Origin of the sequence: Thalassospira tepidiphila MCCC 1A03514, assembly GCF_001662875.1 — a bacterium.
Classification (GTDB): domain Bacteria; phylum Pseudomonadota; class Alphaproteobacteria; order Rhodospirillales; family Thalassospiraceae; genus Thalassospira; species Thalassospira tepidiphila.
Window position 1 is genome coordinate 17287 of the sequence record NZ_JPVZ01000003.1, and the last position, 15534, is coordinate 32820.

The window sequence follows — 15534 nt, forward strand, 5'->3', positions numbered from 1 at the left end:
GCGATGTTTCGTCTGTCATCAATGTCATCTGCGTGTTACTTTCCGGTCAAGACGCCCCAAAAACCAACATCGTATTGTTCCAGCATGGTTTCCCTGTTTGAAAGTCAGGTCACGCGCCCTTTGGCCGACAGACTGCGCCCCGCCAAACTCGATGAAGTGGTGGGCCAGGGGCATCTGTTTGGCGATGATGGCCCGATCACCCGCATGATCAAGACCGGCCGTGTGCCGTCTGTGATCCTGTGGGGGCCGCCGGGCTGTGGCAAAACGACATTGGCTCGGCTGATGGCCGATGTTGCCGATATGGCGTTTGAACCGCTCTCGGCGATCTTTTCTGGCGTTGCTGACCTGCGCAAGGTGTTTGAACGTGCCCGTGCGCGCCGTTCGACCGGTGGGGCGACCTTGCTGTTCATTGACGAGATCCATCGTTTCAACAAGGCCCAGCAGGACAGCTTCCTGCCCTATGTCGAAGACGGCACCATCACCCTGATCGGTGCGACCACCGAAAACCCGTCCTTTGAATTGAACGCAGCACTTCTGTCACGGTGTCAGGTATTGGTGCTCAAGCGTCTTGATGATCAGGGCCTTGAAGAACTTTTGGTACGCGCCGAAAAGGAAATGGGCTTTGAGCTGCCTGTCACGCCCGAGGCACGCGAAACCCTGCGCGCCATGGCCGATGGCGATGGGCGTTATTGCCTGAACCTGGCAGAGGAACTGTTTTCCCTGCCGCCCAGCGAAGATGATGGTCCGCTTGGCGTGGCGGAGCTTGCCCGCACCGTGCAAAAGCGCATGCCGATCTATGACAAGGGCGATGATAGCCATTACAACCTGATTAGTGCGCTGCATAAATCCATTCGTGGGTCGGACCCGGATGCAGCGTTGTATTGGTTCAACCGTATGATGGCCGGGGGAGAGGATCCCAAATTCGTCGCCCGCCGACTGACCCGCATGGCGGTCGAGGATATCGGCCTTGCCGATCCGCAGGCACAGCAATTCTGCATTGGCGCGTGGGAATCATACGAACGCCTTGGCAGTCCCGAAGGCGAACTGGCCCTGGCACAGGCGGTGATTTATCTCGCCCTCGCGCCGAAATCCAATGCCGGTTATGCGGCTTATAAAAAGTCGCTCAAGATCGCGCGCGATACCGGGTCGCTGATGCCGCCCGCCCATATCCTTAATGCGCCGACCAAGCTGATGAAGGATATCGGCTATGGCACCGGCTATGCCTATGACCATGATCAGGAAGATGGCTTTTCCGGCCAGAACTACTTCCCCGAAGGCATGCGTCGGCAAAATTTCTACGAGCCGGTTGAACGCGGCTTTGAACGCGATCTGAAAAAGCGCGTCGAATATTTCGACCGCCTGCGCGCAGAGCGTCAAAAGAAACGCGACAATAACTAGCGTAGGGCGTGTTAGGTTCCAAAATGGAAACAATCTGGTGAAGAGTCTCTGGCTAAACAGATCGGTTTGGCAGGCGTAAGTTCAGGGCAACAAACAAACCCGGACTCGGAGACTGAAAATGACTAAAGTTCTGCATGTTAGCGCATCTGTGAATGGTGAGAACTCGAACTCCCGCCAGATCGCCCTCAAACTGATCGACCGCATCAAGGCCGCTGATTCGTCGGCAACCGTTATTGAACGCGACACCAACGAGGCAGTCGTTTCAGCGATCACCGGCGAAACCGTTGGTGCCTATTACACCCCGGCTGAAAACCGTTCAGAAGCTCAGAAAAAAGTGATCGCCGCATCTGACAAGATGGTGGCTGAGATTATGGATGCAGATGTTCTTGTGATCGGTGCACCGATGTACAACTTCTCCATCCCGTCGACCCTTAAGGCTTGGGTTGATCTGATCGCCCGCGTTGGTGTGACCTTCAACTACACCGAAAACGGCCCGGTTGGTCTGGTCGAAGGCAAAAAAGCCTACATCGTCGCCGCAACCGGTGGCGTTCCGGTCAATAGCCCGGCTGATTTCGCGACCCCGTACCTCAAACAGGTTCTGGCCTTTATCGGCATCACCGATGTTGAAGTCGTCGAAGCGTCTGGCTTTGGTGTTAACGCCGAAGAAGCCATGGCCAAGGCCATTGCCAATGTCGAAGCGGCCAAGCTGCCGGCCGCTGCCTAAGCATCCCGGTTCAAAAGTCCCGATACATTCCCGCCGATCAGCGAATTTCCATATCCCCCCCCCCTTGGTTTGCTGATTGACGGGCGTGTTTCCCGAAATGCCCGACGGTTCCCTCCCGTTCGGGCATTTTGATTCTTAACCTTTTGTGTTTATGGTATCGGAGTTCGCAAAAGGGCAGGTGGTGTCATTGAAACGGCTGGCGATGGTTGCAATCTGGGGACTGCTGGTACTGGCAGGCATTTTCGTAACGGTCCGTTTTACCGGGCTGATGGATCATATGTTGCCTGCTGGCGATCCCCCCAATATGACCTTCGGGCGCGATGCCGACCTTCCGAATGTGCCGAATTTCTTCCTTGCCTGTCCGGTCGATCGCCTACCTGACAGTGACCGCGCCATGCAAAGTCCGTCTTTTGCGGCGTCGGTCGCGACACTGACCGAGGTTTTGATCGAAACCGCCCCGGATCACGGCATGACGTTGATGACCGATGTTTCGGGTGGCAAGGCCGGTCGCCTTTATTTCCTGGCACGCTCGGCAGTATTTCGTTTTCCCGACTGGGTCGAGATCGAGTTGATCCTGCCGGAAACCGGCAATGATGTGGCTTTCTGTTTGTTCGCCCAATCGGTCTATGGCCGCGATGATTTCGGGCAAAATGAAAAACGCACACGGGCCTGGCTTGCCGATGTCGAAGCCCGCATGGGACAAAATCAGTAAACCGGGATAAACAGCCAATGCCAACGCGATTGATCATCCGTCGGCCATGGTGTTTGATACCCTTGGCTGGCATGGGCCCATGCCGTATTCACACGTGACATTTCAGGACTGAGGGAATAGGTTCCGCGCCATGCAATTTTCACCGTTGTTAATCGCATCCATTGCCTTGGGCGGTGCCATTGGTGCCGTTGCGCGTCACAGTGTTTCCGTCATGATGGGTTCTGTGATGGGCACTGGATTTCCCTGGGGAACTTTGACGGTCAATGTCGTCGGTTCGTTCCTGATGGGGGTGCTGATCGAGGTTTCCGCCCTGAAACTATCCATGGGGCTTGAAACGCGCGCACTCCTTGTGACCGGTTTTCTGGGGGCGTTTACAACTTTTTCGACGTTCTCGCTGGATGTCGCGACCTTGTATGAACGGGGCAATATGGGGCTTGCCGCCCTTTATGTTGGTGTGTCCGTGGTGGTCGGTATTTCGGCATTGTTTGGCGCAATCGCGCTGGTAAGGGGTATTCTGCAATGAGTGGTGTCACTCTGCGCAAGGTCAAGGCAGACGAGGCCGACATTCGGCTCGATCGCTGGTTCAAGCGCAACTGTCCCGAATTCACATTTGGTCAGGTCCAGAAATTCCTGCGTGGCGGTCAGATCCGTGTCGATGGCAAACGTGCCAAGGCCAATCAGCGTGTTGAGCCGGGCCAGGAAATCCGTGTACCACCTGCGCCGGTCATGTCCGGTGGTGGTACCGGCCCATGGGGCGAAGATGGTTCGGGCTATAACCCGTCTGAAGTCCAGCAACGCAAACACGCTGGCCCCGCCAAGTCCGATGCGACCGAGGCAGAGCTGCAGGCACTGCGCGATTCCGTCATTTTCTATGACGAGTTGGTTCTGGCAATCAACAAGCCCGCCGGCCTTGCCGTGCAGGGCGGGACCAACACCAATGTTCATGTCGATGGCATGCTTGATGCGCTGAAGCTTGATAGCAAGGAACGCCCGAAGCTGGTCCACCGTCTGGATAAGGACACCAGTGGTGTGCTGTTGCTGGCCCGTTCGGCATCGGCGGCCCATGCGCTGACCAAGGCGTTCAAGGATAAATCGACCCGCAAGCTTTACTGGGCGATTGTCACCGGTGCGCCTGCGGAACGCGAAGGCATGATTGATGCCCCGCTTGCCAAAATCGCTGGCAAGGGCGGGGAGAAAATGGTCATCGACGAGAAGCTCGGTAAATCGGCACAGTCCGTCTTCCGCCAGCTTCATCGCGCCGGGCGCAAGGCCGCATGGCTTGCCCTGTCACCGCTGACCGGTCGTACTCACCAGTTGCGTGTTCATTGCGAGGCCATCGAATGCCCGATCCTCGGCGACGGCAAATATGGTGGGCCCAAGGCGTTTATTGATGGCCTGTCCAATCAGATGCATCTGCATGCGCGTGCGATTGATTTCCCGCACCCGGTCACCGGCCATCGCGTCGTGATCGAGGCACCCGTGCCGGAACATTTTGCCGAAACGCTCAAAAAGCTGAACTTCGATCCGAAAACGCCGACCAAATTCCTGACCCCGGAAATTCACCGCGAAAAGGAAGAAAAGCCCAAGCCAAAGGCAAAACCGTCGCGTGCACGCAAGAAATAGGGTGTTGTCGAAACGGCACCAAACACCGAAAAGCCGACGCATTGCGTCGGCTTTTTCGTCCTCCTGATCAAACGGCGTTGGGACACAGTCTGTACTAGGTGTTTTTGCTGTCGAAACGTCTCATGAAGGCGTCATAGACCCGGTTCAGGTGTTGGGCATGAACCGTATTGCCCATGCGTTCACACATTTCGGCCTGGCCCTTGATCATCACGGCAAGCTGTTTGCGGCCGTTTTTGGTATGCACCATGCACTCACCCTCCTCAAGGGCGGTGACCAATGGAATATGCTCGCACTCGGCAATAGCCAGCACTTCCTCCTCGGTGAGGTCGCTGAAGTCGATGCAGTCGCGAAGTGTAAGCATGGTCTGCCTCCTGTCGCAGAGAGCCTGCCTCTGTCGGGCAGGGCCCTGTAGGCCAGAATTCAATTGTAGCGCGCATTGCTCCGCTTAGACAGTAATACAAAATTCACTTGTGGTTTCTGGTGCTTCCCGCACAGCACAAAAAATGCACGGCAATACAACCGCGGGAGACTCGATCTTTGAAACGCTTTCGATTAGTCTCCGCGTTCCAAATTTTTGATGAAAGACCCCACATGACCACTGATCCGCTCCGACTTGTGATTTTTGATTGCGACGGCACCCTTGTTGACAGCCAGCACGCCATTGCGCACTGCATGGATCATGCCTTTGCGCAGCATGGCCTGGATTGTCCGGGGCTTGAAAACACGCGCACCATCATTGGTCTGAGCCTGCCCGAAGCCATCACAAAGCTGGCAAGCCCGGCACGGGTGGATGAGGACATCATCGCAGCCGTGACAGCGGCCTATAAAACCGCATTCTTCACCCTGCGCCAGACCCCCGATTTCCACGAGCCGCTGTTCCCCGGTGTGCACGAAGTTCTGATGGAAATCGATGGCCGCAAATGGCTAAGCGGTGTGGCAACCGGCAAGGCCCGTCGGGGTCTTGATGCGGTGCTGGCGCGCAACGAACTTGAAGGCCGCTTTGTCACCCTTCAGACCTGTGACAATCATCCGTCAAAACCCAATCCCGCGATGTTGATGGCGGCCCTTGAAGAAACCGGGGTCGATGCGCCCAATGCGGTGATCGTTGGCGATACCAGCTATGACATCGAAATGGGCCGGGCGGCTGGCATGATCGCCATCGGCGTTGATTGGGGCTATCATGATGTCGATACGCTGCATAAATCAGGTGCGCACGCCGTCATCAGCCACTTTGATGAACTGACTGCTGCCCTTGATACGATTTGGGAAATTGACCGTGACGCCGCTTAAGAACCCCGACCTTGCCCCGATCCGTTTTGAGCTGACCCTGGCCGTCGATCCGGATGATGCGTTCAAGGCATTCACATCGGGCTTTGGCGACTGGTGGCCGACCGATACCCATTCGATCACAAAAAAGGACTGCATCACGGTCGAATTCAATGACGGTGTTGGCGGTGAAATTATCGAACGCGCCAAGGGGCAGGATGATATCCCTTGGGGGCGGGTAAGAAGCTGGCAACCGGGCGAACATGTGTCCTTTACCTGGCATCCGGGCTGGAATGCCGGCGACTTTACCCTGGTTGAGGTGTCCTTTGACCTCAACGAGTTTGGTCGCTGTGTCATCCGGTTGGAGCACAAGGCATGGGAAAATGTCGGCCAAATCGCGCCAGCCCTTCGCGAAGGCTACCTCAAGGGTTGGGAATTTGCCTTTGGCGAATGCTTTGGCAATTATCTGCGCCAGCGCCGCTAGGGGCGGCTTTGATATCGGTCCGCTGATCAGTACAGCTGATACTCGATCAATTCACGCTGCAATTTCACCGGGTCGCGGAACCAGTGGGTGATAAAGCCCAGTTCTCGCGCCTGCTGAATGTTACGCTCGCTGTCATCGATAAACAGGGTTTCGCGCGGGTTAAGCTTGAAGCGTGAAATCGCCAGATCAAAAATCCGCGGATCGGGCTTGGCGAGTTTTTCCTGGCCAGACACCAGAATATCTTCGAAGTGATCAAGGAACTCAAAGCGTTCCAATGCATGCGGCCATGTTTCTGCCGACCAGTTGGTCAGGGCAAACAGCCGCACTTTTTTGCGTTTTTTAAGGTCTTCAAGAATACCGACCGTGCGATCAATCGCGCCTTTTAGCATCTCCGGCCAGCGTTCCTGCCATGCGGCGATCTCGTCATGGTGCTGCGGATAGCGGTGCTGAAGGTCGGGGATGGAATTGGCAAAACTCAGCATCCCCTGATCATGCAGATGGTTCCAGTGCGGATGACAAACCTCGGCCAGAAAACGCTCCATCTCCGCATCGTCCTTGAACATCTTGCGATACAGATAGCGCGGATCCCAATCGACAAGAACGCCGCCAAGGTCGAACAAAACCGTTTCAATATCGCGCATGTCTTCTCCATCTGGCGGGTTGTGGCTGTTGGGTGCCCCTTTTAATCAGGGGACGTCCAATGGTGCAAGCAGCAGTTAGGGGCCAAACGCTGTGTTATCATGATCCTTGTTGCGATTGGCACCGTAAACAAACCTGAATGAAATGCGGTCGCGTCTGAATATAGATGACAGGCTAGATGACAGGCCAGATGACAGTAATGTCATTTGCCAACCGGGCGTGCCGTCGCAAATGATGGTGATACGGGGAAAACCCGAAAACAGGAATCAGAGGAGGCTAGAACATGTGTACGCTAGACGGATGTGGCTCCCACGAACATCTCGGTCCGCCGCCCAAGGCAACCGATGAAGAACGCCGACTGTTTCTGAAGGGCGCAGTTGCCCTGCCTTTGGCTGTTATTCTTGCCGACCCGATGCTGGCCCATGCGGCGGGCCACGGACTTGATAAAGTGACCATCACCACGCCAGAAGGCGATGAAATGGTCGCCGAAGTCGCCATGCCGGCAACCCTTCCGGCACCGACGGTCATTCTGATCCACGAATGGTGGGGGCTTAATGATCATATCCGCGCAGTGGCGGCTGAATATGCCAAGCAGGGCTATATCGCGCTTGCGGTTGACCTGTATGGCAAACCACCTGCCACCACGCCGGATGGGGCGCGTTCCCTGATGTCTTCGATGGACCCGGCGGTTGCGACCCGCAAGTTGCAGGCCTCGGTCGAATTCCTGCGTAACCACAAGGACTCAACTGGCAAGGTTGGTTCGGTCGGTTGGTGCTTTGGCGGTGGCTGGTCGCTCAATACAGCACTTGCGACCAATATTGACGCAGCCGTGATCTATTACGGTAACGTCAAAAAGACCCCGGAACAGGTCGCAACGCTCAATGCGCCGATCATGGGCCATTTCGGTACCCTTGATAAAAACATCAACCGGGAAATGGTCGAAGGCTTCGAAGAATCGCTCCGCATTGCTGGCAAGACCGATTACCAGTTCTTCTGGTATGACGCCGATCACTCCTTTGCCAACCCGACGGGTGGCCGCTATGACGGCGAAGATGCCATGCTGGCCTGGGAACGCACCATGGCCTTCTTTGACGAACATCTAAGCTAACCATCGCCAATGGTACGATGAAAAAAGGCCGGGGTTTCCCGGCCTTTTTATTTGTCTGATGATTGGTTCAAATGGGGTTTAGTTCGTCGGATTTCCGCGGTTTGCCCATTTGGTCGACCGGCGTTCGATGACGTTGAAGATCTCGTACATCGCAATCCCCATCACCGCGATCACCAGCAATCCGGCAAACACCAGCGGCATGTTGAATTTCGACGACGCCGACAACATCAAATAACCAACACCCACGTTCGACGCGACGGTTTCCGAAATCACCGAGCCGACAAAGGCTAGGGTGATCGCAACCTTAAGGGATGCAAAGAAGTACGGCATCGCCCGCGGGAAGCCGACCTTGATCAGGATGTCACGCCGTGTCGCGCCAAGCGACCGCAACACATCGCGCAGTTCCGGCTCCAGCGTGGCAAGGCCGGTGGCAACGTTGACCACAATCGGAAAGAACGAAATCAAAAACGCCGTGATGATCGCCGGCACCGTACCGATGCCAAACCACATCACCAGAACCGGGACAAGGGCCACCTTGGGGACAGAGTTAAACCCGACCAAAAGCGGATTGGCCGCGTCATAAATCGCCCGGCTTGATCCGACCAGCGCACCCAGCACAACCCCGAACACCACGGCAATGGCAAAGCCCGCCAGTGTCGTATAAAGCGTGTGATAGGCATGCATCCAGATCGCTTCATGGAACTGCCAGCCGACAATAATGCTCTCAGACGGGGTCGGCAGGACATAGGGCGGAATGTTGAAAATCCGCACAATCAATTCCCACAGCACGAAAAGCCCGATGGCGCTCAGCCACGGCGTTGCTTTGCGAAGGTTCAATTTCTTTTTCATGACTTTTCCCGCCCTTCCTTATGCTTCTCGCACGTCACGAATGTGACTGCGCAATTCGTGGACAAGATCGGTGAAAGGCTGGGTAAAGGTGGTTTCCTGATCGCGGGGGCGGGGCAGGGTGTTTTCACGTTCCACAAGGATTTTACCCGGGCGTTTGGACATCACATAGATGGTATCGGCAAGATAGGCGGCCTCACGCAAATCATGGGTGACCAGAATAACCGTGAACGGCTTGATCATCCAAAGGTTCTGCAAAATGTCCCAAAGCTCTTCACGGGTGAAGGCATCAAGCGCGCCAAACGGCTCGTCGAGCATCAAAAGGTCCGGCTCATGGATCAATGACCGGCACAGTGATGCGCGCTGCTGCATGCCGCCCGAAAGCTCCCACGGATATTTGTCTTCGTGGCCTTCAAGCCCGACCGTCGCCAAAAGCTTGCGCGCGCTTTCTTCATATTCCGCGCGATGTTTGCGCAGGCGGTTGCGGTGCGGCTTGACGATTTCCATCGGCAACAGAACGTTATCAAGGGTCGTGCGCCACGGCAAAAGGGTGGGGTTCTGAAACGCCATGCCAACAATCTTGAGCGGCCCTGAAACTTCCTTGCCATCGACAATGACATTGCCCTCAGATGGCGGCATCAGGCCGGAAACCAGTTTCAGCAAGGATGACTTGCCACAGCCCGATGGGCCGACAACGGCGATAAATTCGCCCTTGTCGATCTTCATATTGGTGGTTTCAAGCGCCAGTTCATCGCCTTCGCTATAGCGAAGTTTGACGTCGTTGAGTTCGACGAAGCTTTTGGACACTGCAGTTATTCCCCCTGCTTGGCCTGTTCGTATTCTTGTTTCTCTGTCATGGAAAACGGGGCAGTCAGAAAATCCGACTGCCCCGTCTCATAAGATGATTACTTCAGCATGCGGTCTTCGGCAGACGGCATGAATTCGTCGGTATAGATGTCATCAACCGACGGCTTGTTCTCAAACCCGAATGCCAGGGCAACCTGATCAATGGCCTTGGCCATACGGTCGGCTTTGACAAGGCCCATGCCTTCTTCAAGGGTTGCCGGGGTGACGACGTTTTCATCAATCGCCATCTGCAGACGCTGCAGCTCAAGATCCGGGTTGATCAGCGGATCGACTTCCTTAAGGGCGTCAATTGCAGACTGCGGATCGGCAATCGCCGCCGCCCAGCCTTTGACCACACCACGCAGGAAGCCTTTAACTTCTTCCGGGTGGTTTTCCATCATGTCCGGCGATGCCAGAATGCCGTTGCCATAGAAGTCCATACCAAAGTCTTTATACATAAAGACGGTCAGGTCATCCTTGGCAACACCCTGAGCCTGCAGGTTCAGGATCGAGGTGAAATAGTGACCGGAAATCGCATCCACATCGCCACGCACCAGCATCGGCTCACGCAGCGGCGGATCCATGCTTTCCCAGGTCACAGCGTCAAGGTCCAGACCGGTGGCCGATGCAAAGGCCGGATACAGTTTGCGGGACGCATCAAAGACCGGTGCGCCAAGGGTTTTGCCAACCAGATCTTCCGGCTTGGTAATGCCGGAGCTTTTCAGCATGAACAGCGCAAATGGCGGGCGATCATACACCATGAAGATCGACTTCATGGCGCGATCCGGGTTGGATGCGTTGAATTCCACCAGCGAGTTGATGTCGGCAAGCGAAAGGTCATAGGCGCCGCTGGCAACACGGGTGATCGCACCGACCGAACCGTTGCCCGAGTCAATCGTGACATCAAGGCCTTCTTCGTCAAAATAGCCGTTCTTCTTGGCCAGAAGATACGGTGCCGCCGGACCTTCGTATTTCCAGTCGAGCGAGAATTTGATCGCCATATCTGCCAGGGCCGCATGCGCGCCAAGGGCAACAGCCGCCCCGATAGCAGCCCCCAAAAGTCGGTTCGTAAACGTGGTCATGTCTAAAGAAGCCTCCTGAATGCGGATCGATGAAACAATCCAGCCACCTGATAAATCCAATGCGCACTTAGCAATGGTCATGCCATGTCGCCTGTGCGTCCGCTTTGTCGCGGTTTTGTAACCTTCGCCCAGCAGAGTAAGGGTGTTTATTATTTGGTCAATGGGGCAATTTGATCAAAAATTATACAGAAATTCTTGATAATCGCTCAATTGGCGCTCTTTATCTGGCAAATTATGTGGCAAATCACTTGCGCAATCCGCTGCTTTTGGGCATATGGCGGTCATGCTTACACAATCGATCAAACGTTTCTATAAAAAGGCCGATGCGAGCGCCGATGAAACCGGTGCCGGCTGGCGCGTGCTTCTTGATGGTCGTGCGGTGAAAACACCGGCCAAGGCCGATTTCCTGCTGCCATCCGAAGTCCTTGCGCGTGAAATCGCGGCGGAATGGGACGCACAGGGCGAAAAAGTCCAGCCTTCCACCATGCCGATCATGCAGCTTGCCGCGACCGCGATCGACCGGGTGCGGCCGAACCGTGATGCGGTGATTGCTGAACTGACCGGTTATGGCCGATCGGATTTGCTGTGCTATCGCGCATCGTTCCCCGAAGACCTGATCGAACGTCAGGCCAAGACATGGCAACCGCTGCTCGATTGGTCAAAGAACGATCTGGGGGTGGTGCTGACGGTCACCGAAGGTGTGATGCCGATCACCCAGGATGACCACGCATTGCTACGTTTGCAGGATCATGTTGAAGGTTTTGACGACTATTACCTTACAGCCCTGCACAGTCTGACGACGATATCCGGCTCCGTGATCATTGGCCTTGCGGTGATGAACCGCAAGCTCGACACCACAACCGCGTTTGAGGCCTCGATCCTTGACGAAGGCTATGCGATGGAAAAGTGGGGTGACGACGCCGAGGCTATTGCCCGTCTCGACCGTCACCGGGCAGAGTTTTTGGCCGCCGGACGTTATCTGGAGTTGCTGGGCTAAACCGCAACTGGCCGCGCAAACGCCATGACCCATACAAAGGAGCAGGTAACTGCTCCTTTTTTTATGCCTGTTTCCTGTGCATGCCAGAGCCTTGTTTATCGGTGTTCTACTTTTGAAGGGATTGCCGATCCGGGGCTTCAGTTCAATAAGTTAGCTCGTTCGGGAAAACGATTTCGCGTCTTCGCTGCAGAATCTGCTTTGCATCAATTTTCAATAGGTATAAAACGATACCTATACATTAGTATCGGTTACTTTGGTTTCCTGAAGGAGACGCCAGTACGGCGACGGGATGAATTTGTCGGTAAACTTGACCAAACAGACAGGAACTGACGCTTGCGCTGCTGGTGCGGTGCCGGTTCTCTATGAGTTTTTCCGCAAGACCCCGTCACGGAACTATTTCGGCGCAGGCGTTTTTGAATTGCTTGGCTACGATCCGAAAGACAGCGACTTTGATCGCACACAGGGTTGGGTGTCCTTGCTTCATCCCGATGATGCTTTGATCTACGCGCAGCACCGCAATCAACAGACCTCAAATGATGCCAACCGGCGGCTTACCTTCCGCTTGCGCCATAAGGATGGCAATTGGATCACGGTCGAAGATTGCGCGACGATCCACGAGTTGGCCAATGGCGAAGTTGTGACGTCGGGATGCTTGACCCGTCTTTACGCGGCGCAAACCTTGTCGTCATCGGATGGCACCAGTCACACGCTGCAAAAGGGCGGTAATCTGCACAAGCGCCTTCTTAACTCCCTCGCCGAGGGGGTGGTTGTCTATGACGCCGCCGGTATGGTGGTTGAATTCAATAATACTGCGCTTGAGATTCTTGGTCTCACGGGCGACGAACTTTGCCGAAAGACCGTGCCCGAAACGCCGTGCACCTTTGTGCGCGAAGATGGTGTACCGCTGACCCGCGATGAGCTTCCCGGCAAAAGGGTGCTTGCAACCGGTGAACGCGAATATGGTGTTGTGCTGGGGGTCAATCGCCCCAATGGCGAATTTGCCTGGATCCGGGTTAATGCAGAACCCCTGCATAATGAACAGACCGGCACCTTTGACGGCGTCATCGTTTCATTTGCCGATATTAACGATGTCAAACAGGCCGAGGTCGCTTTCCGCGAACGTGAACTGCTGTACCGTCAGATGTTTAGCAACACAACCGCGATCAACATTCTGGTCGATCCGGCAGATGGCCGGATTGTTGATGCCAGCCGCGCAGCAGAAGAGCTTTATGGTTTTGCCGATGGCGGTCTTGTTGGTCGGACGATCCCGGACCTTGATGTCGATGGCGCACCGTCCTTGCACAGGCATGTCAGTGCGGTTCTCGAACATGGCGCGTTGTCATTTGTTGTTCAGCATCGCCTGGGGAATGGCGAAATCCGCAAGATGCAGGTGCATGCCGGCCTGATAGAGCTGCATGAACGCAAATACATTCACACCACCAATGTCGATATTACCGAGCGCGAACATTACGAACGCATGCTCAAGGATGCCAACCGCAAACTGGCCGAGGAACGCCAGCGTCTTGATGAAATCATCTGGGGTACCAGCGCTGGCACATGGGAATGGAACGTTCAGACCGGCGAAACCCGGTTTAACGAGCGCTGGGCCGAAATCATCGGCTACACGCTCGACGAACTTGGTCCCATAAGCATTGATACATGGCTGGCATATTGCCATCCCGAAGACCTCGAAAAGTCCGAGGCCGCCTTGCAACGCACCTTCCGCGGCGAAACCGATCACTATCAGTGCGAATGCCGGATGCGCCACAAGGATGGCAGTTGGGTATGGGTTCTTGATCGCGGCAAGGTCGTCGAATGGGATGCGGATGACAATCCGCTGCGCATGTCGGGCACCCATGCCGATATCACGCCGACCAAGGCGGTCGAAGCCGAAATTCGCAGGCTTGCCCAGACCGATCAGCTGACCGGTCTGTCCAATCGTTATCAGTTCAATTCAATGCTGTCGCAGATCATTCAGATCAACCGGCGCTTTGAAAAAAGCATCGTTTTGCTGCTGCTTGATCTTGATCGCTTCAAACAAGTGAATGACACGTTTGGCCATCCGGTCGGGGACAAGCTTCTGGTTGAAGTTGCCGAAATCATCAAACGCAATTGCCGCGAAGCCGACGTCGTCGCCCGTCTTGGCGGCGATGAATTCGCCGTGGTCCTGCCATTGATGGATGATGTCCGCGATGCTGCCATTCCGGCCCAACGGATTATCGAGGAAGTGTCACGTCCCCTGATCATTGATGGCAACGAAGTCCATGTTGGCATCAGTATCGGCATCTCGACCTGTGCCGATCATAACGGAACGCCGGACTCAATCTATCGCGATGCCGACAAGGCGCTTTATCGCGCCAAGAATTGCGGGCGTAACCGTTTTTGCTTCTATGTCGAAGGCGGCTGCAACGAATGCGGCGCGCTTGATCGGGAACTGTGCGGCCGATACGCCCTGAACCCGCAAAATCAGGACTGCTAGGTAAGATTGGCGGGCGTTCGCAGGGTTACTGCATCCACTTCGCGATCATCTTGTGCTGCACGGCTGCCTGTGCGGCCACCCGGTAATAGGACAGCAATTCACGCATCGGCGATGACATCCGATCAAACCCTGAAATGAAGGCGACGATAATACCGACCGATGTCTGGCCCTGAATCACAAGGTAACCGCCAACAAACAGCACGCAAATCGGTGCCAGCGCATTCAAAAGATTGATCAGCGACTTCATGCCGAACTTCAGAATGAAAAGCTGCATGCGGTTGTCAAACAATGCCGTGATGCCCTTGTTGATCGGGCGAAGCTGTTCGTCATCATCCTTGTCGGTCGACATTTCCGAAAGCTCGTCACTGACATCGCGCATCTTCTCAACCCGTGCTTCAATAAGCGCATTGATGCGTTTCTGAATGACCGGGACAAGGGCGACCTGCGGGATCAGGGCGATCACCCCGATCAGGCCAATCATCGGCTCGACACTGATCATATAGCCAAGGCCAAAGATCAGCATGCCGCTATTGACCACCGGCTGTGACAGGCCATCGCCGACAAACCCGCCAAGCTTTTCGATCTCGGACCCGATAATCGAAACCGCGCGCCCGTTGCTTTCATCCTGGCTGCCGGCCTCGTTATGGGCGTGCAGGCGCGTTAAGTGCTTGCGGTTATACTGGATCGCACTTTCACTCAGCCACCCTTCGTAAATCCGAAGCACAAACTTGATCCCGCCATGGACGATAATCAGCCCCAGATAAAGGGCCGCCAGCGTGATCAAAAGATCAAAGTCCTGTGGTGTGATGGCGTTATCGACAATCCGGCGTTGCAGCTCAATCGGTGCAATGCCAAGGGCGGCGACCAGCACCGCAAGGCTGCACACCACAACCTGATGCCAGCCACTCATGCGCCAGACATACCCCCACAGGGAGCTAGCAGGGCGGTCGTCGCCGGTTTTTTCCGGATTGCGCGGGCTGAATTTAAACATGGGCTCAATCGATTGTGGTGACGAGGGCGATAAAGGTATGCTTGGTGTACGTGTTCTGGGTGCCCCGGATCAGGGACGATTGCACTGTGCACCATAATGCCAACGCCTTGCGCATCAAAATGATCCAGCGGCGGGGATGGGCGGATAAGTCGGGCGGACATGCTGCTCTAGACTTTAGTCCAGCCTGCGCGGATATATCGAAATGACGTTAGGGAAATCAGGTGTTTAGGGGCTATTCTGGAGCTCTGTCAGAACAGCAAAAATAATTGGCATTCCAGTACCGAATAATGCTATTTCATTCTCCAGACGCGCATACCGGGCCGAAAAGTGCCAGAAGGC

General features: G+C 55.3%; 16 protein-coding genes. 10 read left to right on the forward strand and 6 right to left on the reverse strand.

Translation table 11 applies throughout. The annotated features are described in order from the left end of the window. Positions 1–84: 84 nt before the first annotated feature. The 5 genes from TH4_RS07260 to TH4_RS07280 all read left to right on the forward strand — a co-directional run bounded on the left by TH4_RS07260 (position 85) and on the right by TH4_RS07280 (position 4457). Positions 85–1398, forward strand: coding sequence for a replication-associated recombination protein A (locus tag TH4_RS07260; protein WP_064780514.1), 1314 nt, complete (start codon positions 85–87; stop codon positions 1396–1398). 118 nt (positions 1399–1516) lie between these two features. Continuing rightward, positions 1517–2122, forward strand: a complete 606-nt coding sequence (locus TH4_RS07265) for an FMN-dependent NADH-azoreductase (protein ID WP_063087040.1) — start codon at positions 1517–1519, stop codon at positions 2120–2122. A gap of 181 nt (positions 2123–2303) precedes the next feature. After that, a complete protein-coding gene (locus TH4_RS07270) occupies positions 2304–2834 on the forward strand; it encodes a DUF1499 domain-containing protein (protein ID WP_167351202.1) in 531 nt (176 codons plus the stop codon). Between the two features lie 130 nt (positions 2835–2964). Then, complete coding sequence (gene crcB / locus TH4_RS07275; protein ID WP_063087043.1) at positions 2965–3357, forward strand: fluoride efflux transporter CrcB; 393 nt, start codon at positions 2965–2967, stop codon at positions 3355–3357. After that, the gene (locus TH4_RS07280; protein ID WP_008892206.1) at positions 3354–4457 is read left to right on the forward strand and encodes an RluA family pseudouridine synthase; all 1104 of its coding nucleotides are present in this window, start codon (positions 3354–3356) and stop codon (positions 4455–4457) included. Before crcB ends, TH4_RS07280 begins: the two co-directional genes overlap by 4 nt. 94 nt (positions 4458–4551) lie before the next feature. Here TH4_RS07280 and TH4_RS07285 read toward each other — a convergent pair whose 3' ends face one another. Then, entirely contained in the window at positions 4552–4818 is a 267-nt protein-coding gene (locus tag TH4_RS07285) for a hypothetical protein (protein ID WP_063087045.1), read from the reverse strand. Between the two features lie 230 nt (positions 4819–5048). Between TH4_RS07285 and TH4_RS07290 the strand changes: the two genes are divergently transcribed. Beyond that, the gene (locus tag TH4_RS07290; protein ID WP_008892208.1) at positions 5049–5747 is read left to right on the forward strand and encodes an HAD-IA family hydrolase; all 699 of its coding nucleotides are present in this window, start codon (positions 5049–5051) and stop codon (positions 5745–5747) included. Continuing rightward, positions 5734–6207 (forward strand): SRPBCC domain-containing protein, encoded by a 474-nt coding sequence (locus TH4_RS07295; protein WP_064780516.1) that lies wholly within the window; start codon positions 5734–5736, stop codon positions 6205–6207. The genes TH4_RS07290 and TH4_RS07295 overlap by 14 nt, the downstream gene beginning before the upstream one ends. Before the next feature lie 26 nt (positions 6208–6233). Here the strand turns inward: TH4_RS07295 and TH4_RS07300 are convergent, their stop codons facing one another. Further along, the gene (locus TH4_RS07300) at positions 6234–6848 is read right to left on the reverse strand and encodes an HAD family hydrolase (RefSeq protein WP_063087047.1); all 615 of its coding nucleotides are present in this window, start codon (positions 6846–6848) and stop codon (positions 6234–6236) included. 281 nt (positions 6849–7129) lie between these two features. Between TH4_RS07300 and TH4_RS07305 the strand changes: the two genes are divergently transcribed. Next, on the forward strand, positions 7130–7954 hold the full coding sequence (locus TH4_RS07305) for a dienelactone hydrolase family protein (protein WP_064780517.1): 825 nt from the start codon (positions 7130–7132) through the stop codon (positions 7952–7954). Positions 7955–8032: 78 nt separating this feature from the next. Here the strand turns inward: TH4_RS07305 and TH4_RS07310 are convergent, their stop codons facing one another. From TH4_RS07310 to TH4_RS07320, 3 genes are all read right to left on the reverse strand, one after another. Continuing rightward, a complete protein-coding gene (locus TH4_RS07310; RefSeq protein ID WP_008892212.1) occupies positions 8033–8803 on the reverse strand; it encodes an ABC transporter permease in 771 nt (256 codons plus the stop codon). An 18-nt stretch (positions 8804–8821) separates the two neighbouring features. Beyond that, positions 8822–9607, reverse strand: coding sequence for an ABC transporter ATP-binding protein (locus TH4_RS07315; RefSeq protein ID WP_064780518.1), 786 nt, complete (start codon positions 9605–9607; stop codon positions 8822–8824). A 98-nt stretch (positions 9608–9705) separates the two neighbouring features. Beyond that, positions 9706–10728 (reverse strand): ABC transporter substrate-binding protein, encoded by a 1023-nt coding sequence (locus TH4_RS07320; protein ID WP_064780519.1) that lies wholly within the window; start codon positions 10726–10728, stop codon positions 9706–9708. A gap of 283 nt (positions 10729–11011) precedes the next feature. Here TH4_RS07320 and TH4_RS07325 point away from each other — a divergent pair, with 283 nt between their 5' ends. Then, entirely contained in the window at positions 11012–11725 is a 714-nt protein-coding gene (locus tag TH4_RS07325; RefSeq protein WP_245227777.1) for an ATP12 family chaperone protein, read from the forward strand. Between the two features lie 289 nt (positions 11726–12014). Continuing rightward, positions 12015–14204 (forward strand): diguanylate cyclase domain-containing protein, encoded by a 2190-nt coding sequence (locus tag TH4_RS07330; protein WP_064780520.1) that lies wholly within the window; start codon positions 12015–12017, stop codon positions 14202–14204. A 25-nt stretch (positions 14205–14229) separates the two neighbouring features. Here TH4_RS07330 and TH4_RS07335 read toward each other — a convergent pair whose 3' ends face one another. Further along, the gene (locus TH4_RS07335) at positions 14230–15195 is read right to left on the reverse strand and encodes an ABC transporter ATP-binding protein (RefSeq protein ID WP_064780521.1); all 966 of its coding nucleotides are present in this window, start codon (positions 15193–15195) and stop codon (positions 14230–14232) included. Positions 15196–15534: the final 339 nt, after the last annotated feature.